This window comes from Rhodococcus sp. 05-340-2 (genome assembly GCF_002258915.1).
In the GTDB taxonomy this organism is placed as follows: Bacteria; Actinomycetota; Actinomycetes; order Mycobacteriales; family Mycobacteriaceae; genus Rhodococcoides.
Genome location: NZ_NOYU01000017.1, coordinates 78315 through 104774 on the forward strand (window position 1 = coordinate 78315; position 26460 = coordinate 104774).

A 26460-nucleotide genomic window follows, 5' to 3' on the forward strand; every position below is an offset into this window, starting at 1 on the left:
CGAACCTTACTTGCCGAGCAACCCCAGGTAGTCCTCGCGTCCGAACATCGTGGCGGCGTCGATCGCCGACGGGTGGCCGCCGTCTGGATCGGCTCCACCGTCGACGAGCGCGCGCACCACCTCGTCCTCACCTTTGAAGACTGCGCCCGCGAGCGGGGTCTGCCCTTTGTCGTTGGGTTTGTTCACATCGGCACCGCGCTCGACCAGCACACGCACCGCGTCGGCATGCCCGTGATAGGCAGCGAGCATGACCAGCGTGTCGCCTGATTCGTTGTGCAGATTCACCGGAACACCCGCGTCGACGTAACTCGCCAGAGCGGCCGCGTCACCGGTGCGGGCCATCGCGAACAGTCGGCCTGCGAGTTCGCTGAGGTCGTCGTCACCCGTTGGGTCGCTCATGAGGACCGAACATACTCGGGCATGATGGTGGGCGATGTCCGGATACGAAACAGACTCCCCGACGAGCGAGAAGTCTCGGCGAACACTGTCTGCAACCACAGCTCGACGTGGGCTCGCCATGGTTGCGGTCGGTGCGGTGCTGGCCGCGGGAGCGACGGTTTTCCTGTCCGACGGGTTCTCGGCACCCGAGAAGATCACCACCCATGCAACGGCCAGTGGGCCTGCGACCGATGGGCCCGTCTCGGCGTCCTCCTTCGGCGCTGCCGCTCCGGGAACATGCCTGCAGTGGACGCCCACCGACGATCCGGAGACGGACCGACAGGATCTCGCCGAAGTGTCGTGCGCCGATCCCCATCGCTTCGAGGTGGCTCGCGACATCGACATGAGCGTCTATCCCGGCGTCGAGTTCGGCCCGGGCTCGCAGTATCCCGGCTCCATCCGGTTCAGTGAACTGCGCGACGAACACTGCGAGGCCGCCGTCGACGACTACGTCGGTGCCAAGTTCGATCCCAACGGACGCTTCGGCGTCGGGCTGATGTTCCCCAGTCAGGCCGGCTGGGCCAAGGGCGAGCGGACCCTGCGGTGTGGAGTACAGATGCCGTCGAACACCGGCGCACTCGAGGAGATGACCGGCTCGATCCTCGACCAGGACCAGTCCAAGGTATGGCCGACCGGCACATGCATCGGCATCAACCAGAACGTGCCTGCCGATCCGGTGGATTGCTCGGCTCCGCACGCATTCGAGGTGGCGTCGGTGATCAACCTGACGCAGCAGTTCCCCGGCGGCCACCCTGCCGAGGGCGATCAGGACGCGTATCTGGAAGGCACCTGCACCGACGCCGTCAATGGCTATCTCGGCTCGGACACCGCACTGCGAGACAAGACGCTCACCCTCTTCTGGGACACCATCGACGTCGCGAGCTGGCTCGCCGGTAGTCGCCAGGTGACGTGCTCTGTGGGTAAGGAACTCGACTCCGGCGGCTTCGCGACCATCGTCGGTACCGCCAAGGGCGACATCCTCATCAACGGTGAAGCTCCCGTCCCGCCGCCCTCCGCACCCGACGGCCGCGCACTGCCGACACCGCTGCCCGGCGCCGCACCGATCACCACCGGAGGGTGACATTCCCACGCACATGACCCGCGTCGACTTCGAAGAAGCGGTGTCCGACGCTCTCGACACCCTGCCGCGTGAGCTCACCGTCTTCATGGACAACGTGGTCGTTCTCGTCGACGAGGAACACCCGACCGAGGACATCCTCGGGCTGTACGAGGGCATCGCGCTGACCGAACGCTACGAATACAGCGGGCACCTACCTGACGTCATCACCATCTACCGCAAACCGATCCTCGAGATGGTCGACGACGAGAACGAGGCGCGACGGGAAATTGCAATCACCGTCGCCCACGAAATCGGACATCACTTCGGCATCGACGACGAACGACTGCATCAACTCGGATTCGGCTGACAGCACTCGCTCATCGCCCACCCGCTCACTCCGACCACACACCCCCGGACGCGTGAATGGACCATTGCACACGTCTCGGCGGTGCAATGGTCCATTCACCCCGGCCGATCCGGGCAGACCGCACCGCGTCAATGGCACTGTGCACACGTCTCGGCGGTGCAATGGTCCATTGACGCGGCGCTGGGGTTACGCCGCGACTGCCTCACGGCGGACAGGGCGCATTGCGCGATCGGTGAGGAACGCGAATCCCAATCCCAGTGTGACCCACAGGGTCGCCTGGGTCGCCAGCGATGACAGGCGGAATTCCCACAGCAGGGTTGCCGGGAAGTCCGCGCCGACCTCGTCGACGGTGGGCAACAGTGCATAACCGATGCCGACGATCACCAAGAACGCCAGCAACGGCGCTCCGACACGCATCGCCACCGAGGTCTGCGACGCCACCGCCTTCGCCGCGTAGATCCCGACCGCGACGGCCAACAGCCCGAGAATCACCGTCGCCAACCACAGCCAGGTGCGCTGGGTGATGGTCTCGGGATCTCCGACGGCCGGCGGGTTCGCCGGGTACTTGAAGAACGGGACTGCTTCGATGGCCACCCATCCGGCACCGGCCCCGACGAGCGCGAGGACCGAACCGGGCAGGGCGGTGAAGCGTCTCCCGTAGTGCAGTGCCGAGGCGAAGATCGCGCCGAGTGCCAGGCCGGCGAGTCCGGTGGCCAGGAACAGTCCGACGCGTTGTCCGTCCCGACTGACCAGTGCCTGCTCGTCGCCGTGGGAATGCGCCGCCGGGGCGGCATCTGCGTCGGCGTGATGGGTGTCGGTGCCGGCTGCTTCCTCGATGGCGATGGCCGAGTCGATGTGCGGTTCACCGACGACGTAGGCGACTGCTCCGGCGAGCAGGCCCGCGAGGAGTCCGGCGAGCAGACCTCGGAGCAGGAGTTGGACGAATGTGCCCTGCAGCGTCGGGCCGTGGGTATCGGTCAGTGGCATGGCAGGCCCAGCAGGTGGCGGCCGTCGTGCATCAACTCGTGCATGTACATGCCACTGCGGGAGATCGCGCCCTGATCGAAACCGACGAGGTAGAGCACGACGAAGGCGAGCAGGATCGTTGCGGCGACGATGACGGCGAGCGCAGCCGACTCCGTCGCATTACTGGGGGAATGAGTGATTGCCATGGTGTCCTCCTGGGATATGCGTCCCGTAGTCCCCGCTCGAAAACGGGGACGGCCATGCGATGAACGAGTTTTCTGACTCTCGAATTCGGACATATGCCCGACGTCGATCACAGTGGCGCAACCGCTCCGGATTTTCACCGGATTACCTGCGTACATCGCGTATTACCAGCGAACTGTGGCATCGCTCTGGACTCTGTGTCAATCGCTGTCTCGGCCCACTTCGGCTCGATGCCAGAATGGTCGGGTGACTGCGCCCGTGACCCGACTGATCTTGGTCGCTCACGCGAGAACCGAGGCGATGCGCACCGGCCGGTTTCCCGGCGACGAACCACTCGACGACGCGGGGCTGCGCGATCTCGCCGCGGTGACCGATCCACCCCGCGTCGACCGCGTCCTGTCCGGACCGGAAATCCGGTCGACCTCCACCGCCCGCATCTTCGGCTCGGACGTCTCGATCGAACCCGCGTTGGCCGACATCGACTACGGCCGGTGGTCCGGCCTCGAGATGACCGATCTGCCCGACGCCGACGCGATGGCCTGGCTGGGTGATCCGGCGTTCGTTCCACCGGGTGGCGAATCCCTCGATGCGTTGTTCTCTCGCGTCGGGACGTGGCTGAATGCTGTCGGATCGACGCCCGGCCGCACGCTGGCGGTGACCTCTCCTGCAGTCGTCCGAGCCGTGGTGGTATCGGTGTTGGCGGCTCCGGTGTCTTCGTTCTGGCGTATCGACGTCTCCCCGCTCACGCGTACGGCAGTCAGCCGTCGAGGCGGCAGGTGGACTGTCGGCTCGGTGGCCCAGAAGTTCGACTGAATTTTTTCTCGCGCAGAGGGAACCGAACCGAACACGGCGGCGTCCTACCTACCGACAGCGCAAAGTTCTTCGATCAAGGAGCCTCGCTCATGACCGTCATCAAGGTGGATCCGGTGGCACTGCAGCTCGCTGCCTCCGAACTCGATGCGGTCGCCGCTCGATTGCAGGCGGCTGTCACTGCGACGGCAATCCCCGTGCGGCCACTGCCACCCGGTACCGACGAGGTGTCGCTGCTGACCGAACGATTCTTCGGCACCGCAGCCGAGACCTTCGGACCTGCTGCAGCGCAGGGCATTTCGGAGTTGCACCGGGCGGCCGAGGAACTGCGGAAACAGGCCGCGGACTACGTGGCCACCGACGACGACACAGCCGGGGGGCTGCCCGGTCTACCCGGCATCTGACGCACCGAACTCGACCGCAGCAAGAATCTCGACACAACGCTCGAACATCATGGGGGCTAGAGGATGACGCTCGGAGTGACAGGTGTGGTGTGGCTGCCACGCACGGCGACAGGAAACTCGACGCGATTGCTCGGGCCCGGACCGGTGCCGTTGCACGTCGCCGGTGGCGCGTGGGGGTCGGTCGCCGCGGCATTCACCGAGGCATCGGCGAGTATCGCCGCCGTCACCGCGGCTCTGACCGCAGGCTGGGAGGGCGAGTCGGCTCTGCTCGCTCAGGCTGCGCTCGGCCGTTTCGCGACCTGGACCGCCGCCACGGCAGTCAAGGCGGCGGCGCTCTCGGTCGAGGCCCCGGCCGCAGGCACCTCGTACGGTGTCGCGTTGGCGACCATGCCCTCGCTCGTCGAAATCGGAGCCGTGCAGGCCGCGAAGGTCACCGCCGCCTCGACCGGTGGCGTGATGAACGGCAGCTACGAGGCGGCCGAGGTGGCCGACCGACTGCTCGACATCCGCGCCGCGATGGTGATGGAGGGCTTCGAGCTGGTCTCCTCGCACCGCATCGTCAAGACCACGTTCGATCAGCCGCCGGCCATCGTCTCCGATTCCGGGAGCGGGCTCGGCAGATTCGCGAACGGCGCGCTGATGACGTCTCCGGTTCAGGCCGCGATCGGCGGCTTGATGGCCGCAACCCAGAACCCCGGCGTCGCCGCGGCGGCGGGTCAGCTCGGCAGTGCTGCCACCTCCATCGCCGGTACCGGCGTGTCGACCGTGGCCACCGCCGCGTCCAACATCGGGTCCAGTGCACTGTCCGGCGGATCAGGAGCAAGCGGCGGTCACGGTGTTGCATCCGGTGGTTCGGCCTCTCCTGCCGTCGGCCCGGCGTCCACACGTCCGGTGTCGTTCGGCGGAGGGGCGGGTGGAGCAGGCGGGCTCGGCGGTGGCGTCGGAATACCCGGTTCCGCATTGGGTCCCACAGGTGGTGGCTCGATGCCGGCCGGTGCAGCCCAGAGCGGTCCGACCGCATTCGGCCCACCAGCCTCGGCCGATGGCGGCCTCGCTCAGCGCGGAACGGGCGCGGCCGGCGCTCCGGCCTCCGGCACGCGCGGGCAGGCCGAGGACGACGAACACGAGACCCCGGACTACCTCAAGCAGTTCGAGCACTTCGCGGACGGCCGCACCGTCGCGCCGTCCGTCATCGGTGCGGATCCGACCCTGCCCCACGCCACCCTGCCCCACACCAGCGGGAACGGCCGTTGATCGACTTGGGAACCGTGCCGGTGGGCCACACATTGCCGATCGCCTCACTCGGTGTGGACGAGATGGACTTCCTGGTCGACGAGCTGTCGATCGCCGAGCTACCCGTCGTCCTGAACGTGTTCCCGCGCTTCGACGACGTTGCTGCACGGGATTCAGCGCTCGAACGTGGCCGTTGCGCCCTCGACTCGGCCGGGCTGTTGGCCTCCGGCCTCGTCCACGAGGATCTTCGGCAGTGGATACGAGTTCTCGAACAACCTCACTGGTACGTCTCGGCCCGCGTGTTCGACGTCGAGAGCGCCGAGCCCGTTCCGACCACTCGGATCTGCGTGGCATCCGACGATCGAACAACGGTGTCGGCGGTGCGGCGGGACGACGTGGTCACCATCCGCACCGTTCACGGTGATCCGGCCGAAGCCCTCGCGTCGACGATCGGCTCGGCTGCGTCGTTCGACCCGGGCAGCATCAACGCGCCGACCGATCTGCTGGCCGAAGCACTCGATGCGGCACCGACCGACGTCGGAGCAACCGCGTCTCGCCTCCGCGGTATCGGCATAGCGGACGACCGCGCCGCGGCCCTGGCGTCGGCGATGGCCACCTGCACCGGCAGAACCGAGATCACTGCCGTCGCCCGCAGACACGGCACCCGCCACGTCGCCGGGAGACCCGTTGCACTGTTGGACACCAGAGCCGGACGCATCGTCGCCACCTCCACCCTCGCCGCCGACGGCACGTCGTGGAGCTCACTGACCGGCGCAACGGATCGCAGAGTGATCGGTGCCCTGACCGAGCTGATCGCATCGGCCGGTGAGCATCTCCGCTAGCTGATCGGGTTGTCCGCCTTGTCGCTGCCCTTGCCCTCGAACGGCGGCAGGAACGTGCCCCATCTGGCGCAGGACCATCCTCCGTCGGGCAGCGGCAGCAGCTCGATGGTGTGAGTGTTGTCGAGGTGGTTGTCGGCCGCGAACGTGCCCTCGACGCCCGCCAGTACCGCCGCGACCAGTCGGATTGCGGCACCGTGGCTGACGACGACGACGTCACCTGCCGTGTCGTCACTCAGGTACTGCGCACGGAGAGTGTCGAGCACCGGGACGTACCGCTGCAGGACCGAATGTCCGCTGTCGCCTCCGGGCACGGTCGCCGCCAGATCTCCGGCATGCCAGCGACTGAAGATCTCGGTGAATTCGCGGTGCGCATCCGCATCGTCGCGGTCCTCCAGATCGCCTGCGAAGGTCTCCTGGATTCCCTCGGTCACCACGAGGGGAACCCCGGTCGCGCGCTCGATGTAGCCGGCAGTCTGCTTGGCACGCAACGCAACCGAGGACACCAGCACTGCGGGTGGGCGTCCGATCCAGGTCTGCGCATACGCGTCGGCCTGCTGGTGCCCCAGCTCGGTGAGCTCGGCTCCCGGCGGTGAGGTGTCCAGTATCTTGGCGACGTTGGCTGTCGTCTGACCGTGCCGGACCAGAATCAGTTTGCCCATCACAGATCACCGCGTCCGGCACGAATGTCTGCGACCCACTGCACGTGTTCGTCGATCGGCGGCGGTACCGAACCGCCCGATCCTGTTGCAGTGGGCCAGGATCCGAGGAACCGGAGGGGCATCTTGCGGTGGAATGCGGCCAACATCTCCGCGACGAGTGGGTCGTCGATGTGCCCGGCACAGTCGATGAAGAACCTGTACGTTCCGAATCGTGAACGGGTGGGCCGTGATTCGATGAAGGTCAGGTCGATGTTGCGAATTCCGAACTCGGCCAACGCTGCCGGCAGCGTGCCCGGGTCGTTCGGCGGCTCGAGCACCACCGACGTGCGGTCGGCGCCGGTGCGCGCAGGCACCGATTGCGGCGCGGTCACCAGCACGAAGCGAGTCCGCGCGCCCTCCACGTCGATGATCCCGTCGGCCAACTGCGGCAACTTCAGGCGCTCACCGGCGAGCCGCGTCGACACCGCAGCATCGACCATTCCGGCCGCAACATCCTCTGCTGCACCGGCATTGGACGACGCCGATTGCACCACGGCGTCGGGCATGGCGGTCTGCAGCCACTGGCGCACCTGATTGAGTGCGATCGGATAGGCGCTGATCGTGCGGGCCGAGTCGAGAGTGACACCGGGACCGCCGAGGATGGTGAAGGCCACCTCGATCTCGGTCTCGGCGACGATCTGCAACCGCCGGCCCTCCGACAGCGCGTCGAGCGTCGGTGGAACCGCTCCCTCGATGGAGCTTTCGATGGGGACCACGGCCGCGTCGGCCGCACCCGATCGCACGGCCTCGAGCGCTGCAGGCGGGTTCGACGCCGAGACCCGCTCGACCGCCCCGTCCAGACCGACCGCGCCGAAGGTTCCGAGCTTTTCGAACTGCGCCAGCGCCATCTCCGTGAACGTTCCCGATGGTCCGAAGTAAGCGATGCGAGGCACGCCTCGAGGTTACGTTGTCGGCGTCTCCGAAGCGATCAAACCGACGTCGACGAGCCGGGCGCGAGCCCGGGCGGCGTCGACGATCTCGATTCCGAGCAGCACCTCGCGCACCGCCTCGGCGGCCTCGGGGATGAGTGCCCGCAGCGCAGCGACGTTCGGAGCAGCAAGGGCCGCGGCAATGTCGTCCCCGCGAAGCGACGCCACCGTCGCCGCAAGGATCGCGAGCACCTCGTCGCCGGAGTCGGCGCGGGCGACGAAGCCCACATCGGCGTGCGAGACCACGGCGAGCACGTCGGCGATGCGGCGCGGGGTGTCGGCGACGCTGATCCCCGGAGTCCGGTGGGCAAGGACGACGGCCTCCGCGGTCTCGGCCACGTCGATCGCGTCGAACATCGGGAAGACGACCAGCGGCGAGGGCAACCGCAGCGCGAGTGCGTCGGCGAGGTGCTCGGCCGGCGCATCGACGTCGAACCGGACGGCCTCGTACCCGCCGGTCGGACCTGCCCGGAGCTCGTCGGGGTCGATGTCGAGATGCACCACGATGCGTCCGTGGTCGTCCGAGTCGGACAGTGCGAGCAGGGTCGACGCCCGGACGACGGGCGGTCCGTACTCGGCTCCACGCGGGGCTCCGGCCAGCGCGTGAGCGTCGGCGCATATCGGCTGCAGCAATCCATGGACGAGCGCGTTCGGGTCGGGTCGGTGTGGCACACCGAGGGTCAGCGGAATCGGCACGCCTACACGGTAGACCCGGGTCCAGGTCGTTCCGCAGGCTCCACTCCCGTGGTCCGGGTCGTTCCGCAGGCTCCACTCCCGTGGTCCGGGTCGTTCCGCAGGCTCCACTCCCGTGGTCCGGGTCGTTCCGCAGGCTCCACTCCCGCGGTCCGGGTCGTTCCGCAGGCTCCACTCCCGCGCACGGCCTTGCGATCCTCGCCACACCGCGCTAACTTAGGTTTGCCTCACCTACTCGCCTGACCGATCGCATCGGAGGAGCTCATGCTCGGCGCAACCACCACCACCGGACCGACCACTGCCGAACGCGTACGCAGTGCCTGCATGCGCGCCGAGGGCGCAGCCCTGGCCATCGACGGCAGCGACCCGGTGATCACGTCCCTGCACCACCTGCGACCCAACGGGGAGATGATCCTCGCCGTCCCCACCGACTCCCTCGACCGTGCGGTGACCTGGCAGTCCTCCCGTGCCGGAACGCCCGCCGTCCTCGAACTCACCGATCACGCACCGCTCGCCCTGCGGGAGCCGGTGCGGTCGTTGGTGTGGCTTCGCGGCGATCTACGCCCGGTCCCGGACTCGCTGATGCGCCCCATGGCCGGAGCGGTGGCCGCCGAACATCCGCACCCCGCTCTTCTCGACGTCGGCCACACCACCTCGCTGATGCGGCTGATCGTCACCTCCGCCGTGGTCGCCGACAGCACCGGAGCCGAGCCGGTCGACGTCGACACGCTGCTGGCAGCCGAACCCGATCCCTTCTGGGAGATGGAGACCAGCTGGCTCGAGCACCTCGACTCCGACCACCCGGACCTGCTCACCCAATTGGCCCGACGCCTCCCGCCGTCGCTGCGGCAGGGCCGAATCCGGCCGCTCGGCATCGATCGCTACGGCATTCGGCTGCGGATCGAAGGCGAAAGCGGCGACAACGACGTCCGGCTCGGGTTCACCGAGCCCGTCGAGGACGTCCTCTCGCTCAGTCGCGCGTTGCGCGTTCTCGCCGGCTGCCCCTTTCTGAACGGACTACGCGCCCGGGGCTGACACCCCCTCCGACGAAACAGGGCAGACTCGTGCGGTGATCGACTTCAAGAGCTGGTTGACGCCACCGCCGCCCGCGAGCACGGCTCCCCCGCCCGACGCCCGCGAACGCACCACCATCAAGGTCGAGATCGCGATCGTGCTGCTGGTGACGTTCGGCCTGAGCGGTATGAGCAGCATCCTCTCGCTCGTCGAGGACGCGCTGCAGACCGCTGCCCTGTCCGATCAGACCGTTGCGCTGAACTCGTCGCGGTCGAGTTTCAGCCTGATCGACCTACTGTTCCAGCTGCTGAGCATCCTGCGTCTGTGCGCCTGGGGCGCGCTGGGGTTGTACCTGCTGTGGCGAGCCGACCTGGCACCCCGAGCGATCGGGCTGGCCCGGCCGCGGCTGAAGATCGATCTCGGTCACGGCGTCGGACTGGCCGCACTGATCGGTGTGCCCGGCCTCGCGCTGTATCTCGTGGGCAACGCCCTCGGTTTCAATCTGAACGTCGTTCCCAGCGCCCTCGACGACCACTGGTGGCGCGTCCCGGCACTGATTCTGTACGCGCTGGCCAACTCCGGTGCCGAGGAGATCATCGTCGTGGCGTACCTGATCTCTCGCCTGCGCAGGCTCGGCCTGAGCGAGAACGCATCCCTGCTGTGCTCGTCGCTGCTGCGCGGCAGCTATCACTTCTATCAGGGCGTCGGCGGTGGAGTGGGGAACTTCCTCATGGGTCTGGTGTTCGGCCGCTACTGGCAGCGCACCGGCAGACTGTGGCCACTGCTGATCGCGCACGCTCTGATCGACATCGTCGCCTTCGTCGGCTACGCCCTCCTGCGCGAACATCTGTCGTGGCTCCCGTGAATCGGGAGTCGAGGAACCCGGTCGTTCGTGCGGCGGTAGGTACAGTCGATTCGTGAACGACGACGATCGCCACGGACGGCACGGCGCGCCAGACCGGCGAACGCCGCCTCCCGGTCGAACGCCGCCACCGGACCGCACCCCACCGAACCGCACGCCACCGGACCGATCGATGCCCAGCCGGCACGGTCGTCCCGATCCCGCGCCCCGGCCTGGCCCAGCGCCCCAACCCGGTCGCGCTGCAGGTCCACCCCCGCACCAGCCGGGTCCACCACGGCCCCGTCCGCAGCCGCCCGGCCAACAGCCGCCCCCACGTGGATATCGCCCGAACCAGCCGCCACCGGAGGGCACCGAGTTCATCCGACGCGACGGCCGCCCCACTCCCGGGCCGGACGTGCCGCCTCGGCCGGCGCCACTCCCACGCCACAGCCCTCAGCAGGCCTGGTCGCAGGCACCCGAACCCCGATCTGCACAGTCGGATCTCCCGAATTCGACGCGTCAGTATTCACGCCCCCAGGACGATCCACCGGCTCGCACCGGGTATGCGCCGCGTCAGCAGCCGGAGCCGTTCACCGAGGAGCGCAGGCAACCGGCAGCACCTGCGCAGCGTGCGCTGCGACGCCCCGAACCCGCTCGGCCGCAGCGTGATTCACGGCCACCGAAGGTCGCGAAGCCGCGCAAGCGCAGACGCTGGGGTCGACGCTTCCTGATCGTGCTGCTGGTCCTCGTGCTGGGAATCGGCGGTGCCGCCTACTACGTCGACAGCTCGTTGACGCGCGTGGATGCCCTCACCTCGTATCCCGGGCGCATCGGCGACACCCCGGGCACCAACTGGCTTCTCGTCGGATCGGATTCACGAGCCGGCCTGACGCCGGAGCAGGAAGCCTCGCTCGCGACCGGCGGCGAGGTGGGCCCGAGCCGCACCGACACGATCATCCTGATCCACATCCCCGAGGGCAGCGGCGCGCCCACGATGGTCAGCCTGCCGCGCGATTCGTACGTGTCGATTCCGGGCAACGGCCAGGACAAACTCAACGCGGCCTTCGCATTCGGCGGTCCGCCACTGCTGGTACAGACGGTCGAGGGTGCAACCGGTGTGCACATCGATCACTACGCCGAGATCGGATTCGGCGGCTTCGCCGGGATCGTCGACGCGGTCGGTGGCGTCAACGTATGCGTGCAGAATGCGATCGACGATCCGTTGGCGGGCATCAACATCGCCGCCGGCTGCCAGGATCTCACCGGAGCCGAGGCGCTCGGATTCGTGCGGTCCCGCGCGACGGCATTGGCCGACATCGACCGGATGAACAATCAGCGCGCGTTCATGTCCGCCCTCCTGGAAAAGGCAACCAGCGCTTCGACTTTCCTCAACCCGTTCCGGCTGTGGCCGCTGGTGTCCGATACCGCCTCGTCATTGAGCGTCGACGAGGGAGATCACATCTGGAACCTCGCCGCACTGGCCTGGGCGATGCGCAGCGGTCCGGTGACCACGACGGTTCCCGTCGGCGGATTCCAGGACTCCGACGTCGGAAACGTACTGCTGTGGGACGACACTCGCGCTCCGGCATTCTTCGACGCCATTGCACAGGACCGCGAGATCCCGCCGGAACTGTTGACCGGTGGCCCCTGACTCCCCCGTGGGCAGCCGGTAGGCGGGAGTGGAGCCTGCGGAACGACCCTGAATGTAGGTTGTGGACCATGACATCGCCGTCTGCCCAGCCCGCCGCGACGCCCGGTGCGTCGTTCCACGATCTTCTGCGCGCCCAGGTGCGGCACGAGTTCACCGCATCACAGCAGTACGTCGCGATTGCGGTGTGGTTCGACCGCAACGATCTACCGCAGTTGGCCACGCGCTTCTACGCCCAGTCCGCCGAGGAGCGTCGGCACGCCATGATGATGATCCGCTTCCTCATCGACAATCGGCTCGAGGTCGACGCGTCGGGCATCGACGACGTGGTCACGGCCTTCCAGTCGGTCGTCGAACCGGTGGAATTGGCGCTGGCTCAGGAGTCGACGGTGACCGAGCAGATCACCGCGCTGGCGCGCGCTGCCCGGGCCGAGGGCGATTACATAGGCGAGCAGTTCACCCACTGGTTCCTCACCGAACAGGTCGAGGAGGTGGCGGCGATGCAAAGTCTGCTCAACATCGTTCGCCGGGCCGGATCGAACCTGTTCGACATCGAGCAGTACGTCGCTCGCGAGATCGGCTCCACGGTGATCCGCGCCACCAATGCCCCGAAAGAAGCCGGAAGGGCGTAGTTTGCGCCCTGCTCAGAGACGACATTTAGGATCGACTGTATTAGGCAACGTTCGCCTCAATAAGGATCGACTTGGATGACAATGCCCTCTGACCAGGCATATTGTCCTGAGCATGAGCGCAGACATCAAGGAAACCAGCCACACCAAGTTCCACGCACTTCTCCGCGACCAGATTCGCAACGAGTTCAACGCCTCGCAGCAGTACATCGCCACCGCGGTCTACTTCGCCAATGTCGATCTGCCGCAGCTGGCCAAGCACTTCTACGCGCAGTCGGTCGAAGAGCGCAACCACGCGATGATGATCGTGCAGTACTTCCTCGATCGCGACATCACGGTCGAGCTGACCGGCGTCGACGCGTCGAAGTCCGTCTTCACCGATCCTCGTGAGGCCATCGCCCTGGCGCTGGCGCAGGAAGAGACCGTCACCGAGCAGATCATCGCTCTGGCGAGCACCGCACGTGAAGAGGGCGACTACCTCGGCGAGCAGTTCATGCAGTGGTTCCTCAAGGAGCAGGTCGAGGAAGTTGCCAGCATGAAGACGCTGCTCAACATCGCAGATCGCGCGGGCCACAACCTGTTCGATCTCGAGCAGTTCGTCGCCCGCGAGATGAACACCAGCGTGGTCGCCGACTCGGGCGCACCCACCGTTGCCGGCGGATCGCTGTAAATTGCACGTCGCAATTTCCCACGAGTAACGCGCGAACCCTCGCGCTCATAGAGGTGGTCGCCCGAACAAGCAGTTCTTGTTCGGGCGGCCACCTTCTCGCGTTCTAGCGCAGAGTGACCTGGCGGCCGCGTAGGCCGTCGCGCGAACGCAACTGCGCAGCCGTGAGCGGAGCGTCGACAGCCAGCGCCTCGCCCAGCTTCTCGCCGAATTCCTTTGTGGGCCCTGCCCATTCGGTGGGGTGCATCTCGGGATCGAGATCGAACACCGGCACCAGCACCCCGTGCGTGCGGAACGAACCGGCGTAGCGCGAGCCCTCACCCAAGTTGAGATCACCCGCAGCGTGCAGGCGCGCGAGGGCGAGCATCACGTCGTCCTCGCTCTCCGGACGAACCCACCGGATGTGCGCCTTGTCGCCTGCATCGACCCACCAGGCCGCCACGACGCCGTCGGCCTCGATTCGCGCCGAGGGCATGATCGCCTGGTTCGCGCGCTCCACGGTGGCAGTCACATCGGCTGCGGGAGTGGCACTTTCGGGAATCCACCAGTTGAAGTCCTGATGGACGGTGATCTCGAGCAGTGCGGACGCGTCGAGCACCTCGGTCAACGCGGGGGTGCTGTCGGTGATCTTCGCGGCTTCGAGCGACTCTCCCGGGGACGCGGTGGACGCCCAGCCGAGCGCGCTACTGATATCTGCTGCAACGTCTTTCGACTGGTTCTGCACCTGCAGGCCGACGAATCCCTCGACGGTATCGGCGTCTTCGCGCACCAATGCCGCGACGGCACCGGGTAGCACCGTGGCCAACGTGATGGTGCGACCGTCCACCGTGATCGGCGCGGTTGCCGTAGCCGACGGGACGAACTCGCGCAGCGCTACCAGGTCGCATTCGGCGGCGAGGCCTTCGAAGGGGCGAGCCGACGCCGATTCGATGCTCGCGCGTTCCGCTTCCCGCTGAGCAAGCTTCGCTGCTCGGTTGCTGTCCTGCTTCGGTCCACTGTTTCTTTTGCTCTTACCCACGCCCGAAAACCTACACGTTCTTCGATTCGAGCCAGGCTCGCGTTCGACCGGGGTGGTTGGTGGCGATCCACCCGACGCCGAGTTCGCGGCACAGGTCCACGTCCTCTTTCTCGTCGACGGTCCACACGTAACTGGCCCGGCCGGACGCTGCTGCGCGGTCGATGATGGACGGGTGCTCGCGCAGAGCCCGTATGGACGGCCCGACGGCGGTGGCGCCGACGGTCGTCGCCGCTCCCCCACCGAGGTAGTGCGAGCTGTCGCCGAGGAGCACCGTCGGAAGCATCGGAGCCGACCGCCGTACGCGCCAGACGGCCGACGGCGCGAACGACATGATGACCGCCCGCGAGTGGTCCGCCGACGCAGGCGCGCCGATGCCGAACTTGTGCAGTTCGGCGAGCACCGCGCTTTCGATCAGCGAGCCGTACCGCACGGGATGCTTGGTCTCGATGAAGAGTTTGACCGGCTTGTTGTTCCAGTCAAGGACGAGAGAGATGAGGTCGTGCAACGTCAGGAGTTCGGCGGGTTCGTCGGCGTAGCCGTAGTTCAGTCGGGCGAGGTCGGCGAAGTCCATCTCACTGACGATGCCGGTGCCGTTCGAGGTTCGATCGACACGGCGATCGTGCACGCACACGATATGGCCGTCCTTGGTCAGCCGCACGTCGCATTCGACGCCGTCCGCTCCCTCGCGCAGCGCGAGGTCGTAGGCCGCGAGAGTGTGTTCCTTCTTGGCCGCCGACGCACCTCGATGCGCGACGACCAGTGGCCCACGCCGATCGGGACTCACGACGCCGTCACCGCCTCGGGTTCACGCTCGGACGGCTTCTCCTCGGGCTGCTGTTGTTCGGACTGCTGCTTCGGCTTCTGTTCGGTGCCGGTGGCGATCACCCAGCGGGTCGGACGCGACATGGCGGAGCCGCGCAGCGTGCGGCCTTCGAGTCGGCGCATCACGGCCAGGGTCAGCACGGCCGAGACCGAGGAGACCAGTGCCACGAATGCCGACAGCAGAACTCCGTCGGCGCGGGCCTGGAGGGAATCGCGCAGGTTCCACAGCAGTTGGACGACGACCAGCGCATTGCTCGCTGCCCAGACGGCCCACCAGATGCGAACCAGTGTCAGTTCGCGGTGCACGTCGGCATCGGCACCGCCGCGGAGACGGACCACCTCGGTGAGGTAGACCCCTGGCATCACGATGCGGACCAGCGGCAGCATCGACAACAGAAGCATCGTGCGCACCGGTCGCGGATCGGTGGAACCGGCGGCGGTGAAGGCGCGTCTGCGTTGGTCGATCAGCCAGCAGGACGAGGAGATCAGCGCCGCCAGACCGATGAGGAGCGCGCCGACCTGGGCGAAGTACACCAATGCGTCGGACACGGCCAGGGTGATCGGCGAAATCAATCGCTCGCGATTGTGCAGCAGGATGCCGTACCGGAACACTTCGGCGAATGCGGCGAGCGTCAGCAACATCGCGGTGACGACGACCAGGTTCTGAGCATTCGCGGCGTACCGCTCGACGCGACCGATGCGGCGATCGGCGTCGGGATCGCGCGGGATGTCCCGCAATCCCCAGGTGGGCGTCGAGGCGTAGTGCGGCGTCGGGGTCGGGGATGCGGATCGGCTGCGACGCTCGGACTTTGTCGACGAGGCCGAAGGGCGGGCCACCCATCGAAAGTTTCGGGCACCCTGTGCGGGTGCCCTTGTCGACACCGGTGAGAGAAGCACGCCGTGGCAGCGAGGGCACCAGGTGCCCGGCCGTGCGCCTACAGCCCAGCGGGTGCTGCAGCGGGCACAGACCTGGAACGCCTGAGCGCGTCCCTGCGGTGCCGACATCTAGATGATTCTCGCTTCGTGGGCATCGTCGTCGCGCTGGATCGGTCGACCAGCGGCCTGCCAGGCGAGCATCCCACCGTCGACGTTGATCGCGTCGTAGCCCACGCGATTGAGGTATTCGACGACGCGAGCCGAGCGACCACCGGCTTTGCAGACGACGTACACCTCGGATTGGTTGTCGATCTCACCGACGCGGGACGGAATGTCGCCCATCGGGATGTGGACGGCGTCAGGTGCGTGTCCGGCCTGCCACTCGTCGTCCTCGCGGACGTCGAGCAGGATGGCCGCCGGCGGGAACGGCACCGGGAGACGATCGACGGTGACGGCAGGCGACTGCTCGGGATGAGACACACCTCGATCTTGTCACGCGTCCGCGCGGGGCTGCCACCCGTGTCCTCGCGACCGAAGCACTGCCTCGCTATGACCTATGTCACTGGAGTCACAGAAGTTATCCACAGTATCCACAGATCGATCCACAGAATCGGGGCTCGTGCCGGTTTCTATCCACAGGTCAAAGCTCCGAGTAGGCCTCGCGGTGTATCGAGTACCAACTGGGCCTGTGGATCGATGGTGATTTGACACAGCCGCCGTCTGCGGTCCTGTGAATCCGCTGTTTAGGCTGGCGAACATGACTTCCATCGAGCTACGCGTCTTCACCGAACCGCAGCAGGGCGCCACGTACGACGAACTGCTCCGCGTCGCCAAGGCTGCCGAGGAATTCGGCTACGGCGCATTCTTCCGATCCGACCACTACCTCGCGATGAGCGGCGACGGCGGCCCCGGCCCCACCGATGCGTGGATCACCCTGGCCGGGCTGGCCCGCGAGACCTCGACCATTCGGCTCGGCACGCTGGTCACCTCTGCGACCTTCCGCTACCCGGGGCCCCTGGCCATCAGCGTCGCCCAGGTCGACGCCATGAGCGGTGGTCGCGTGGACCTCGGTCTCGGTGCCGGCTGGTTCGAGAACGAGCACACGGCGTACGGCATTCCGTTCCCGCCGCTCGGCGAACGCTTCGACCGACTCGAAGAGCAACTGGCCGTCGTGACCGGGCTCTGGAACACGCCCGTCGGCGAGACCTTCTCGCACGCCGGCACGCACTATCCCGTCACGAACTCCCCCGCGCTCCCGAAGCCGGTGCAGACCCCACACCCGCCGATCGTCATCGGCGGCGGAGGCAAGAAGCGCACCCCGGCACTCGCAGCGAGATACGCCGACGAATTCAACATCCCCTTCGCCTCGCTGGCCGACACCGAGACTCAGTTCGGTCGCGTCCGCGCCGCCTGCACAGCCGCCGACCGCGACCCCGATTCCCTCGTCTACTCCAACGCCCTCGTCCTCTGCTGTGGCCGCACCGAGGAAGACATCACCCGACGCGCCGCCGCCATCGGCCGCGAAGTATCCGAACTACGGGAGAACGGTGCCGCAGGAAGCCCAGCCGAACTCGTCGACAAAATCGGCAGCTTCGGAGCCATCGGCGCGACACGCGTGTACCTGCAGACCATGGACCTCACCGATCTCGATCACCTCGAACTCGTCGCATCCGAGGTTCTCCCGCAGCTCTGACCCTCCAGAAACCGGCCCGCCCGAGTCCACTCAACGTGACATTGACTGCCCAAAAGTCCACTGGATGTCACATTGAGTACCCGGGGGGCTCGGTCAGGTGGCGGATCGGGCGCGTAAGCGAGCGTATTGAGCGCTGATGTGTCGTGCAGCGGGCAGTTCGATCCATCGGTACATGATTTCGGCGAGTGCGGCGGTACCGGCCAGGAATGCCAGGACGGCGGCGCTGGGGCCCAGGTGCGGTTCGACGGTTGCGTAGATCCGGTAGAGCACGAGGGTGTGGATCAGGTAGATCGCGTAGCTGCGGGTGCCGATCCATCGGATGACGGGCCAGCGGGTGATGGGTCCGTTGTATCGGGCGAGTATCAGGACGGTTCCGGTGACGACGAGCAGTGTCCAGAGGTAGGTGTCGCCCATCCAGAAGGTGTGGACTTCGATGGCGAGTCGGATCACTTCGATCTGAGCGATGACGCCGACGACGACCCAGCGCCAGGTGATCAGGCGTGCCCATCCGAGGTAGGCAATCTGGCCGAGGAACAGGGTGGGGAGTACGCCTGCGACCTTGGTCAGGAACGGGACCGTGTAGGGCTGCGGCAGGTAAAGGTTGTAGACGATCACCAGTGCGCACAGTGCAGCGCCGAGGAGTGGCACCATGATGGGCCTGGTGTTCAGTGTCCCGCGCATCGAGATGCAGTAGAGGTAGAACACGATCTGTACGACGAGCGTCCAGGTGACACCGAGGACGGCGACCTCGGGTCGGAGGAAGAAGCCGCCGAGGAAGAAGCTGAGGACCGCCTCGCCGTTGGTGATACCGGGTTGGCCGCTGAACATCCCGTTGAGGCCGAGCTTGACGAGGATGACGGCCATGGCGATGGCGAACCAGAGGGCCGGGACGAGGCGGGCGAGGCGGGCGACCATGAAGTCCCGACGCGATTGCCGCATGGCGGATCGGGTGATCAGCAGGCCGGTCAGCAGCATGAAGATGCTGACGCCGACGAAGGACAGGTGCAGGTTGAGGCCTGCGTCCTCGATGAGAACGGTGTTGACGACGTCGATCATCCACCAGCCGCCGCCGATGTCGTCGAGCAGATAGAACGAAATGTGGGAGTACAACACCGCGAGGACGGCGATGACGCGGAGGAGGTCGGCACCGTCCATCTGGACTCGGGGTGCGTCGACGCGCTGTATGGAGGCGGACTCGTCGACCGTGCTCTGGCTCGGTCGGTCCCCGTTCACACCCGCGAGTTTAGGTTCCGTTCATGTATTGGACCAATCCGCAGTCGCTCCGCAACTGTTTCGTGATATTCGGAGCGGATTCACAGTCGAACAATTCGACTGCGACGTTCACACGAATTTATTCCGAGAAAAGCATCTCGGTTACAACTGTTGCACTGAGGGTAGGAATGAGATTGGGTTGAACCCTACGAAAGATCCGCAGTAGGACGAACGTGCCCGCATCACACGATGGGTACGGCGTCGTTAGAGAAGGGAACCACGTGTCCGAGTACACCTTGCCCGACCTTGATTTCGATTACTCCGCCCTCGAGCCGCACATCTCGGGCGAGATCAACGAGCTTCATCATTCCAAGCACCACGCCACCTACGTCGCAGGCGCGAACACCGCGGTCGAAAAGCTCGCCGCAGCGCGTGACAACGACGATCATGCAGCCATTTTCCTGCTCGAGAAGAACCTCGCGTTCCACCTCGGCGGCCACGTCAACCACTCCATCTGGTGGAAGAACCTCTCGCCCAACGGTGGCGACAAGCCCGAGGGTGAGCTCGGTGCCGCGATCGACGACCAGTTCGGTTCGTTCGACAAGTTCCGCGCACAGTTCACCGCTGCCGCCAACGGCCTGCAGGGCTCCGGCTGGGCAGTTCTGGGCTACGACTCGCTGGGCAAGAAGCTGCTCACCTTCCAGCTCTACGATCAGCAGGCCAACGTGCCGCTGGGCATCATCCCGCTGCTCCAGGTCGACATGTGGGAGCACGCCTTCTACCTGCAGTACAAGAACGTCAAGGCCGATTACGTGAAGGCGTTCTGGAACGTCGTCAACTGGGCCGACGTCCAGGCTCGTTTCGAGGCCGCAACGTCGAAGACCCCGGGTCTGATCTTCCCGTAAGTCTTCGCACCACTCGCTTCACCGACAGCGTCAATGGACCATTGCCCCGCTCAGACGGGTGCAGTGGTCCATTGACGCTTCGAAGGGGGAGCCCGCTGGCACTCTCCCCATCTTGTGTGCCAGCCGTTTTCGCGTCATTCTCTTCCTACCCAACGTCGTGTACCCGGCTTCGAGCCCTGTACCTGTCTGGGAGGAACGATCGAGATGGACGAGCGAGATCTCATCGGTGTTTCACCGTTTCATGCCGCCGGTCTGCTGCGCGGATTCGTGATCTCCGGCCGCTGGCCGGACACCACCAAGGAATGGGCACAGTTCCTGGCCCTCGCTGTGCGGGTGGCCTCGATGCCGGGCCTGTTGGCGACGTCGACGGTCTTCGGGGTGCGTGAGGAATTGCCCGACGACCCCGCGCCGGGGACGGTCGGTTTGGTCGTCGCCGAGGGTCCGGTGATCGGGGACTTCGCGTTGGCTCCCGGACGGTTCGCCGCACATCAACCTGCCGCGTTGCTGATGCTGCATCCACCGTCGGAGACGACCCCGACGCTCCCTGAGTGCGCGGGCGCTGCGTCCGGTTGCGTTCTGCTCCCCGGCCTGCCACACCTCGGGCTCGATCATCGCGCGGCCTGGGTCGAGGCAGAATCCGACGGCACCGTCACCTCGATGGTCAGCCGGGTGGGTCTCGATCCCATCAGCGATCCCGACACCGCAGTTTTGGCGATGCTCCTCGCATCCTGACCGCCGTCCGCACTCGAATTTTCGGGAACCCAAACTTATTGGCGCATTGGACATTTCGCGGCGAGGCCCCTAAAGTCGTGTGCAGCGAAGGGGAGTAGCCCCCAATCATCGTGTCGACATACTGGTCGCTCATTGCGACCCGGCACCTGAACCGGCCAGTTCCGGTGGGCGAGACCTTCGGTCCATTCGACGACCGAGGAGTCTGCTGTGCTGTCCGCATTGTTGCTGAGTTTTGCTGTCATTTTCGTCGCCGAGCTGGGTGACAAGTCCCAGCTCATGGCCATGACGTTCGCCCTGCGCTACAAGTGGTACGTCGTCATCGGCGGCATCACCGTTGCCACCACCGTCGTGCACCTGGTCTCGGTCGCGGTCGGCCACTTCCTCGGGGTGTCGATCCCCACCGAGGCGATCTCCATCGTCGGCGGCATCGCGTTCGTCATCTTCGGGCTCTGGACGCTGCGCGGCGACTCCCTGTCCGACGACGAAGGCGCGAAAGCCTCCCGGGTCACCAAATCCGCCTTCCTCGCAATCGCGTCGGCGTTCTTCCTCGCCGAGCTCGGCGACAAGACGATGCTGGCCACCGTCACTCTCGCCGCCGACAACGACTGGGTGGGTGTGTGGATCGGCTCGACCATCGGCATGGTCGCCGCCGATGCTCTCGCCATCGTGGTCGGCGCGGTACTCGGAAAGCACCTGCCGGAGCGCATGATCCAGTACGGCGCGGCCATCCTGTTCTTCGTCTTCGGTGCCGTCCTGTTCTTCGAGGGCCTGATGCCAGGTACTGCAGCCCCGTACATCGCTGCCGGCGCGGTCGTCGCGATTTCCGCCGTCGTCGTCGCCGTGTTCGTCCGGCGCTCCCGCACCAGGGCAGCAAGGGAATCGGAGAAGCAGGACACCATCGAGCGCGCCTGACGTTGGTTTACACTCCTCTCCCGGGAGGGGTGCATGAACGACGACCAGCAGGTGAGCAAGACCGACGCAGCGCACCGTTCGACCGATCGGCTGATCAGAATCTTCGGTCGTTTCGTCGGTACCGGCTATCTCATCTATCTGCTGCTGTTGATCCCGGATATCGCGCGGAGCAGCGAGGTGGTTCCCGGTTGGTGGACTCCGGTCACCGTCGTGGTCGTGTTCGGCAGTGGTTTCGCTTTCGGGGCCATCACTTTTCAGCCGAGTATCACCGCCATCAGGATCGCCGGTTCGATCGCAGCAGTGACGTTCCCGATCATGGCCCTGCTGTGGTGGGTGGCCTGGGACGGTGCCACCTTCGACCAGGCCCCGACATTTCTCGCGGCGTTTCCCGGCCTGGCTGCACTCGCCGCCGCCACGGTGTGGCGACCCGTCCCGGCGTTCGTCCACATGAGCGTCAGCGTTGTCCTCGCACAGTTGATGAATCAGGCTGTGCGAGAGCCGTTCCCCCGCAGCAACATCATCGCGGAGATCTTCTTTTCGATGATGTTCTGCACGGTGTTCGTGGCCGCCACGCTGGCGGCGGTACGCACCGGACGCATTCTCGACGCGACGATCTCGACGACGCACGACGACGCAGCCCGAGCCGCTGCGGCCACCGCGCGTGAGGTCGAGCGCGAACGGTTCGACGCGTTGATCCACGACGAGGTCATGTCGTCGCTGCTGGCTGTGGCTCGCCATGGCCGCACGCCCAGCCTGGCCCGTCAGGCCCGCTCGGCTCTGATGCATCTGGATCACCTGACCACCGGCACCGTCTCCGAGACGTTCTCGGCCGACGAGGCTCTGGCCCAGCTTCGTTCTGCCGCAACGACAGTCGACGAGTCGATCGAATTCACCGTGCACGAGGGCGCGCTCGAGCTCACGGAGGCCTACCCGGCCGACACAGTACGAGCCATCGCTGCCGCATTGGCAGAAGCGCTCCGCAACAGCCTGATTCACGCGAGAGCATCACACCGTTCGGTTGCCGTGGAGCTGAACCCGTCGTCGATGCACATCACCGTGCGGGACGACGGCATCGGCTTCGATCGACGTTCGGTGCCGCCCCACCGACTCGGCGTCGCGGTCAGCATCGAGGGCAGAATGCGTCAGCTCGACGGCGGATCGTCCGAGATCGAATCCTCCACCGCAGGCACCATCGTGCGATTGGGCTGGAAGCGATGAACGGCCAGGACATCCGCGATCTGCTGGCGATGAAGTCGGCAGCAGCGTATGCAGTTGCCGGATTCTTCGTCCTCGCCTGCCTGGTGTCCGCATCCGCAACCCTGACCGGGGTGTCTGCAGTGTGGCCCGAATACGCAGCGGTGCTTGCGCTCTCGGCCGCGGTCATCCTGTTGCTCCGCGCGCCGGGTGATCCACCGAGCGCGCGGTCGACCGTACTGATGACCGTATCGGGCCCGGTGGCAGCGGCTCTGGTCTTCGCCGTGCTACCGGTTCCACTGGCCGGAAGCCTGCAGACCTGGCCGCTGGGAATGTCCGTGGTGATCTACACCTTCATGTGTGTCCGCGGCCGCACGCCGGCCGCGTGGCTCGGGCTGGCACTGACCATGTCCGTCGCCATCGGATGGGCGGTGGTGACGGGTCAGGGATTTCTGTACGGGCTCTCGTTCAGCGCCATCAACATCGCGCCGCTGTTGATGGCGACGTTCTTCGCGTTCACCATCCGGCCGTTGGCCGCGGCGATTTTCGCGCTGCGTACGCAGTCGACAGTGCGCATCGCGTCCCAGGCCGCGACGGCGGCGGCGCTGGAAGAACGGGACGCTCGCCTGGCCAGTCTCGACGCGTTGGCCCGTCCGTTGCTCCAACGCATCGCCGACGGTCCCGATCCCACCGACGAGGAAGTCCTCGCGTGTCGGCTTCTCGAAGCCGAACTTCGCGACACCCTGCGCGCCCGCGGTCTGGTTCGGCCCGATCTCGCTCGCGCCGCCAGGTCCGCGCGGGCCCGCGGGGTGGAGGTGATGATGCTCGACGATCGGTCCCCGGACGCACTCGACGACGACGTCCGAGACCGCATCGTGGCCGCTACGGCGAGGGCACTCGATGCCGCAGAGGCAGGCGCGGTGACGGTCCGCCTCCTGCCTCCTGGCCGTCCCGTGGCGGCCACGATTCTGCTCGACGACCTGGGCGACAATGCGCACCGAGTCGAGTACGACCACACCGGTCACATCCGGCGTTGACAGGATCTACGGCACCCGTCGGTACCTGAGGTTCCCCGCCGGTTATGGTGCAGAACGACCACGAGGTCGCTGCCTGTGCCGCGGCCCGTCACTGTGAGCGAAGGGGATCCACGACGTGGAGATTTCAGGAACAGCAGCACTTGTCACCGGCGGGGCATCGGGCCTCGGTGCCGCAACGGCCGCACGTCTGGCCGCCGCCGGCGTCACCGTCTTCGGGCTCGATCTGCCGCAGTCCATCGAGCGTGCCGGAGACAGCGTCCCGGCCGGAGTGACACTGCTCCCCGCGGACGTCACCAGCGAGGCAGAGGTCGAGGCCGCACTGGACACGATCGTCGCATCCGGTGTGCCCCTCCGCATCGTCGTCAACTGCGCAGGCGTTGGCTGGGCCGGCCGCATCCTGTCCAAGAAGGGGCCGCACGATCTCGAGCTGTTCCGCACCGTCATCACCATCAACCTGCTCGGCACGTTCAACGTGATGCGGCTGGCCGCGAACCGGATGCAGTCGCAGTCGACCGTCGACGACGCGGGCCAGCGCGGCGTCGTCATCAACACCGCGTCGGTCGCGGCGTTCGAGGGCCAGATCGGCCAGATCGCCTACACCGCCTCCAAGGGTGGCGTGCACGCGATGACCATCACCGCCGCTCGCGACCTGGCCCAGGTCGGCATCCGCGTCAACACCATCGCCCCCGGCATCGTCGATACCCCGATGCTGGCAGGCGTCACCGAGGAATACCGTCAGGGCCTCGAGGCATCGGTGCCGTTCCCCTCGCGTCTGGCGCAGCCCACCGAGTACGCGCAGCTGGTCCAGATGATCGCCGAGCACGATTACCTCAACGGCGAAACCATCCGCATGGACGGCGCAATCCGCATGGCTCCGCGTTAATCACTGACCACTCCGGGTGGCCCCGTCGATCGAGGCGGGGTCACGCGCGAGCGCGCAGGTCTGCCACCGTAGGAATCTCCTTCTCCGCGCGGTCGGACATCCACTCGCGCAACACTTTCGTCGCCAGAACATCGTCCTCGTTGTAGACGAGCAGTCGCTCGCGCTGCGTGTGGTCGGGCTCCGCGTCGTATCCGACGGCTTCCCGATACCACCCCATCGACGCCTCGCCGCCGGCTTCGTCGTCCCGCCACGCGAACCCTGCGACGGGCGCAATCTTCTTCAGTCCCTTGCCGTTCGGGCAGATGAACTGATCGCTCACGGCCTGGTAGATGTCCACCCATTGCTCGCTGTCGATGAATTCACGAATCTGCGCCTCGGTGGGAACCCCGGGAACGTCCGCGAAACGGCGGGCCGAATCGAGCAGCCACTTGTCTTCCGCCTGCCGCGAATAGCAGTACGCGGCAAAGGTTTTGCCGCGCGCGGCCGCGTCGGCCCTGGTGTCCATCAGCCAGTTCCAGAACACCGCGAACGAGCGGCCCTCGTCGACGGTCGGCAGCGGATCCCAGGTGACGAAACCGCGATACGACGGCGGCGGACCGCCTGCCTCGGTGAGCAGCGTGCCCCACAGATACGCGCCGTGTTCCTGGTAGCTCTCCATGTCCACGTCCACCTCGACGTCGGCGCGATGCACCGAGACGGTCTCCGAGCGCCGCAGCAACGGCACGTCCGCTCGCCAGGCCAGCGCGGCGGACACCGCGTCGTCGAAGTTCCCGAAAGGCCACTCCTCGGGAGCCGGGCCGGTCCATTGCGCCAACTCGTCGATGGTGCGGACGCCGGCGCTGCGCAGCACATCGGCGCGGGAACCGGACGCGACCAGCGAGACGTCACGAACGGCCTCGAGTTGCGGCTTGCAGTCGAACCACCACGAACACGACCGACATTCGCTCACCTGGGAGGGAACGGTGAACGCGATGCCCTGGGCCACCGAGAGCCGGTCCGCGAATCGAGTGTCGTATTCGTCGAGGACCGTCGTGAGATCGTGCACCAGCATGCATTCGCCTTTGTAGCCCACCGCGCCGCCGACGGGTGTGGCCGTGGCCAGGCCCTCGTGCGCCAGCATGCGGTACAGGTGCGCGAGCCGGAGCTGGTCGCGTAGCTGACTGCGCACCTTGCGGGTCTCGTCGATCGACGGAGACCACTGGTCGAGTGGGGTGGTGCGCGCACCGCGGCCGGGGTCGGTGACCTTGTGGTTGACGACGATCACCGGGATGTATCCACCCGCCGGGTCGCGGACGAGCAGTTCGCTGCGACCGCGTCGGCCGGTGTCGCGTTCGAGGGGCAGTACCGCATTCCAGATGCGTTCCACTCCGGCCCGGCAGGCGGCGACGGTGGCGTCGGCAGCGTCTCGGGCGGTGGGTCGGTCGATCTCGGTCCACTGCATCGAATCGTCCACGGCCAGCTGCGCGCGGACGTTCTCACGATGGGCCTGAGCTGCTTCTCGGCGCTGCCGCACCCCGGGGTTCTCGGGTTCTCCGCGCAGCAACGATCCGTACGCGGTGTCGAGATAGAGCCGATGCCGACAGCGCGTCAACGACCCGGCGTCGAGCAGCACGGGCACAGGTGATGTGGCTGCCGCGCCTCGTTGACCGTTCACACTGTTAGACACTAGGTCAGCCCTCCGACAGCCAGGAACGATCACCTGCCCGATAGGGTGTAGGCAACGCACTGTTCCC

General features: G+C 66.5%; 30 protein-coding genes. 18 read left to right on the top strand and 12 right to left on the bottom strand.

The window, feature by feature from the left end; all coding sequences use genetic code 11:
• Positions 1-6: 6 nt before the first annotated feature.
• Complete coding sequence (locus CH271_RS09985; protein ID WP_094633454.1) at positions 7-399, bottom strand: ankyrin repeat domain-containing protein; 393 nt, start codon at positions 397-399, stop codon at positions 7-9.
• 34 nt (positions 400-433) lie between these two features.
• On the opposite strand from CH271_RS09985, the gene CH271_RS09990 reads away from it, so the two are divergent.
• Together CH271_RS09990 and CH271_RS09995 are read left to right on the top strand one after the other, a co-directional pair.
• Complete coding sequence (locus tag CH271_RS09990) at positions 434-1519, top strand: septum formation family protein (protein ID WP_094633455.1); 1086 nt, start codon at positions 434-436, stop codon at positions 1517-1519.
• Between the two features lie 13 nt (positions 1520-1532).
• Positions 1533-1865 (top strand): metallopeptidase family protein, encoded by a 333-nt coding sequence (locus CH271_RS09995; RefSeq protein WP_094633456.1) that lies wholly within the window; start codon positions 1533-1535, stop codon positions 1863-1865.
• 186 nt (positions 1866-2051) lie between these two features.
• On the opposite strand, the gene CH271_RS10000 is transcribed toward CH271_RS09995, so the two are convergent.
• Both CH271_RS10000 and CH271_RS10005 read right to left on the bottom strand, forming a co-directional pair.
• Entirely contained in the window at positions 2052-2852 is an 801-nt protein-coding gene (locus CH271_RS10000) for a CbtA family protein (RefSeq protein WP_094633457.1), read from the bottom strand.
• Positions 2843-3037 carry a CbtB domain-containing protein gene (locus CH271_RS10005; RefSeq protein WP_037186564.1) on the bottom strand — a complete coding sequence of 65 codons (195 nt, stop codon included), beginning with the start codon at positions 3035-3037 and terminating at the stop codon, positions 2843-2845. Before CH271_RS10005 ends, CH271_RS10000 begins: the two co-directional genes overlap by 10 nt.
• Before the next feature lie 244 nt (positions 3038-3281).
• Between CH271_RS10005 and CH271_RS10010 the strand changes: the two genes are divergently transcribed.
• The 4 genes from CH271_RS10010 (at position 3282) to CH271_RS10025 (ending at position 6324) form a co-directional block, all read left to right on the top strand.
• On the top strand, positions 3282-3848 hold the full coding sequence (locus CH271_RS10010; protein ID WP_094633458.1) for a histidine phosphatase family protein: 567 nt from the start codon (positions 3282-3284) through the stop codon (positions 3846-3848).
• 89 nt (positions 3849-3937) lie between these two features.
• Positions 3938-4249 carry a PE family protein gene (locus CH271_RS10015; protein ID WP_037186570.1) on the top strand — a complete coding sequence of 104 codons (312 nt, stop codon included), beginning with the start codon at positions 3938-3940 and terminating at the stop codon, positions 4247-4249.
• Positions 4250-4324: 75 nt separating this feature from the next.
• Positions 4325-5503 (top strand): PPE family protein, encoded by a 1179-nt coding sequence (locus CH271_RS10020; protein WP_256986337.1) that lies wholly within the window; start codon positions 4325-4327, stop codon positions 5501-5503.
• On the top strand, positions 5500-6324 hold the full coding sequence (locus CH271_RS10025) for an ESX secretion-associated protein EspG (RefSeq protein ID WP_143546030.1): 825 nt from the start codon (positions 5500-5502) through the stop codon (positions 6322-6324). Before CH271_RS10020 ends, CH271_RS10025 begins: the two co-directional genes overlap by 4 nt.
• On the opposite strand, the gene CH271_RS10030 is transcribed toward CH271_RS10025, so the two are convergent.
• From CH271_RS10030 to CH271_RS10040, 3 genes are read right to left on the bottom strand one after another with little or no spacing between them, the layout of a single operon-like run.
• On the bottom strand, positions 6321-6986 hold the full coding sequence (locus CH271_RS10030) for a histidine phosphatase family protein (protein WP_094633461.1): 666 nt from the start codon (positions 6984-6986) through the stop codon (positions 6321-6323). The two genes, CH271_RS10025 and CH271_RS10030, sit on opposite strands and share 4 nt — an antisense overlap.
• Positions 6983-7915 carry a prephenate dehydratase gene (gene pheA, locus CH271_RS10035; RefSeq protein WP_037186577.1) on the bottom strand — a complete coding sequence of 311 codons (933 nt, stop codon included), beginning with the start codon at positions 7913-7915 and terminating at the stop codon, positions 6983-6985. Before pheA ends, CH271_RS10030 begins: the two co-directional genes overlap by 4 nt.
• 9 nt (positions 7916-7924) lie before the next feature.
• Positions 7925-8647, bottom strand: coding sequence for a hypothetical protein (locus CH271_RS10040; RefSeq protein ID WP_094633462.1), 723 nt, complete (start codon positions 8645-8647; stop codon positions 7925-7927).
• A gap of 261 nt (positions 8648-8908) precedes the next feature.
• On the opposite strand from CH271_RS10040, the gene CH271_RS10045 reads away from it, so the two are divergent.
• The 5 genes from CH271_RS10045 (at position 8909) to CH271_RS10065 (ending at position 13446) form a co-directional block, all read left to right on the top strand.
• Positions 8909-9679, top strand: a complete 771-nt coding sequence (locus CH271_RS10045) for a DUF2470 domain-containing protein (RefSeq protein ID WP_094633463.1) — start codon at positions 8909-8911, stop codon at positions 9677-9679.
• Between the two features lie 34 nt (positions 9680-9713).
• Positions 9714-10523, top strand: coding sequence for a CPBP family intramembrane glutamic endopeptidase (locus tag CH271_RS10050; RefSeq protein WP_037186584.1), 810 nt, complete (start codon positions 9714-9716; stop codon positions 10521-10523).
• Positions 10524-10878: 355 nt separating this feature from the next.
• On the top strand, positions 10879-12150 hold the full coding sequence (locus CH271_RS10055) for an LCP family glycopolymer transferase (protein WP_256986349.1): 1272 nt from the start codon (positions 10879-10881) through the stop codon (positions 12148-12150).
• Positions 12151-12218: 68 nt separating this feature from the next.
• The gene (locus CH271_RS10060; RefSeq protein WP_094633464.1) at positions 12219-12779 is read left to right on the top strand and encodes a ferritin; all 561 of its coding nucleotides are present in this window, start codon (positions 12219-12221) and stop codon (positions 12777-12779) included.
• 112 nt (positions 12780-12891) lie between these two features.
• Positions 12892-13446, top strand: a complete 555-nt coding sequence (locus tag CH271_RS10065; RefSeq protein WP_037186588.1) for a ferritin — start codon at positions 12892-12894, stop codon at positions 13444-13446.
• 103 nt (positions 13447-13549) lie between these two features.
• Here CH271_RS10065 and CH271_RS10070 read toward each other — a convergent pair whose 3' ends face one another.
• From CH271_RS10070 to CH271_RS10085, 4 genes are all read right to left on the bottom strand, one after another.
• Positions 13550-14461: a DUF5926 family protein gene (locus CH271_RS10070; RefSeq protein WP_037186590.1), complete on the bottom strand. Its 912-nt coding sequence runs from the start codon at positions 14459-14461 to the stop codon at positions 13550-13552.
• A 10-nt stretch (positions 14462-14471) separates the two neighbouring features.
• Positions 14472-15245, bottom strand: a complete 774-nt coding sequence (locus CH271_RS10075) for a glycerophosphodiester phosphodiesterase (RefSeq protein ID WP_094633465.1) — start codon at positions 15243-15245, stop codon at positions 14472-14474.
• A complete protein-coding gene (locus tag CH271_RS10080) occupies positions 15242-16120 on the bottom strand; it encodes a DUF4328 domain-containing protein (RefSeq protein WP_179274757.1) in 879 nt (292 codons plus the stop codon). The genes CH271_RS10075 and CH271_RS10080 overlap by 4 nt, the downstream gene beginning before the upstream one ends.
• A gap of 168 nt (positions 16121-16288) precedes the next feature.
• On the bottom strand, positions 16289-16639 hold the full coding sequence (locus CH271_RS10085; protein WP_179274758.1) for a rhodanese-like domain-containing protein: 351 nt from the start codon (positions 16637-16639) through the stop codon (positions 16289-16291).
• A 286-nt stretch (positions 16640-16925) separates the two neighbouring features.
• On the opposite strand from CH271_RS10085, the gene CH271_RS10090 reads away from it, so the two are divergent.
• A complete protein-coding gene (locus tag CH271_RS10090) occupies positions 16926-17852 on the top strand; it encodes an LLM class F420-dependent oxidoreductase (protein WP_179274785.1) in 927 nt (308 codons plus the stop codon).
• Between the two features lie 93 nt (positions 17853-17945).
• Here the strand turns inward: CH271_RS10090 and CH271_RS10095 are convergent, their stop codons facing one another.
• Positions 17946-19007, bottom strand: a complete 1062-nt coding sequence (locus CH271_RS10095; protein ID WP_094633517.1) for an acyltransferase family protein — start codon at positions 19005-19007, stop codon at positions 17946-17948.
• Positions 19008-19345: 338 nt separating this feature from the next.
• Here CH271_RS10095 and CH271_RS10100 point away from each other — a divergent pair, with 338 nt between their 5' ends.
• The 6 genes from CH271_RS10100 (at position 19346) to CH271_RS10125 (ending at position 24727) form a co-directional block, all read left to right on the top strand.
• Positions 19346-19969, top strand: coding sequence for a superoxide dismutase (locus tag CH271_RS10100; RefSeq protein ID WP_037186603.1), 624 nt, complete (start codon positions 19346-19348; stop codon positions 19967-19969).
• A gap of 204 nt (positions 19970-20173) precedes the next feature.
• Complete coding sequence (locus CH271_RS10105) at positions 20174-20701, top strand: hypothetical protein (protein ID WP_037186605.1); 528 nt, start codon at positions 20174-20176, stop codon at positions 20699-20701.
• Between the two features lie 207 nt (positions 20702-20908).
• Complete coding sequence (locus CH271_RS10110; protein WP_037186607.1) at positions 20909-21613, top strand: TMEM165/GDT1 family protein; 705 nt, start codon at positions 20909-20911, stop codon at positions 21611-21613.
• Positions 21614-21646: 33 nt separating this feature from the next.
• Positions 21647-22831, top strand: coding sequence for an ATP-binding protein (locus CH271_RS10115; protein WP_094633467.1), 1185 nt, complete (start codon positions 21647-21649; stop codon positions 22829-22831).
• Complete coding sequence (locus tag CH271_RS10120; protein WP_094633468.1) at positions 22828-23844, top strand: hypothetical protein; 1017 nt, start codon at positions 22828-22830, stop codon at positions 23842-23844. The genes CH271_RS10115 and CH271_RS10120 overlap by 4 nt, the downstream gene beginning before the upstream one ends.
• Positions 23845-23959: 115 nt before the next feature.
• Positions 23960-24727 carry an SDR family NAD(P)-dependent oxidoreductase gene (locus tag CH271_RS10125; RefSeq protein WP_032397116.1) on the top strand — a complete coding sequence of 256 codons (768 nt, stop codon included), beginning with the start codon at positions 23960-23962 and terminating at the stop codon, positions 24725-24727.
• A 40-nt stretch (positions 24728-24767) separates the two neighbouring features.
• Here CH271_RS10125 and CH271_RS10130 read toward each other — a convergent pair whose 3' ends face one another.
• The gene (locus tag CH271_RS10130; RefSeq protein WP_373453593.1) at positions 24768-26381 is read right to left on the bottom strand and encodes a TM0106 family RecB-like putative nuclease; all 1614 of its coding nucleotides are present in this window, start codon (positions 26379-26381) and stop codon (positions 24768-24770) included.
• Positions 26382-26460 lie beyond the last annotated feature (79 nt).

Bases quoted from the DNA above. Each gene is read 5' to 3' on its own strand.
- CH271_RS10095 (WP_094633517.1), bottom strand. From the start codon at position 19,007: ATGGACGGTGCCGACCTCCTCCGCGTCATCGCCGTCCTCGCGGTGTTG.
- CH271_RS10115 (WP_094633467.1), top strand. From the start codon at position 21,647: ATGAACGACGACCAGCAGGTGAGCAAGACCGACGCAGCGCACCGTTCG.
- CH271_RS10045 (WP_094633463.1), top strand. From the start codon at position 8,909: ATGCTCGGCGCAACCACCACCACCGGACCGACCACTGCCGAACGCGTA.
- CH271_RS10000 (WP_094633457.1), bottom strand. From the start codon at position 2,852: ATGCCACTGACCGATACCCACGGCCCGACGCTGCAGGGCACATTCGTC.
- CH271_RS09995 (WP_094633456.1), top strand. From the start codon at position 1,533: ATGACCCGCGTCGACTTCGAAGAAGCGGTGTCCGACGCTCTCGACACC.
- CH271_RS10060 (WP_094633464.1), top strand. From the start codon at position 12,219: ATGACATCGCCGTCTGCCCAGCCCGCCGCGACGCCCGGTGCGTCGTTC.
- CH271_RS10065 (WP_037186588.1), top strand. From the start codon at position 12,892: ATGAGCGCAGACATCAAGGAAACCAGCCACACCAAGTTCCACGCACTT.
- CH271_RS10015 (WP_037186570.1), top strand. From the start codon at position 3,938: ATGACCGTCATCAAGGTGGATCCGGTGGCACTGCAGCTCGCTGCCTCC.
- CH271_RS10120 (WP_094633468.1), top strand. From the start codon at position 22,828: ATGAACGGCCAGGACATCCGCGATCTGCTGGCGATGAAGTCGGCAGCA.
- CH271_RS09985 (WP_094633454.1), bottom strand. From the start codon at position 399: ATGAGCGACCCAACGGGTGACGACGACCTCAGCGAACTCGCAGGCCGA.
- CH271_RS10005 (WP_037186564.1), bottom strand. From the start codon at position 3,037: ATGGCAATCACTCATTCCCCCAGTAATGCGACGGAGTCGGCTGCGCTC.
- CH271_RS10105 (WP_037186605.1), top strand. From the start codon at position 20,174: ATGGACGAGCGAGATCTCATCGGTGTTTCACCGTTTCATGCCGCCGGT.
- CH271_RS09990 (WP_094633455.1), top strand. From the start codon at position 434: ATGTCCGGATACGAAACAGACTCCCCGACGAGCGAGAAGTCTCGGCGA.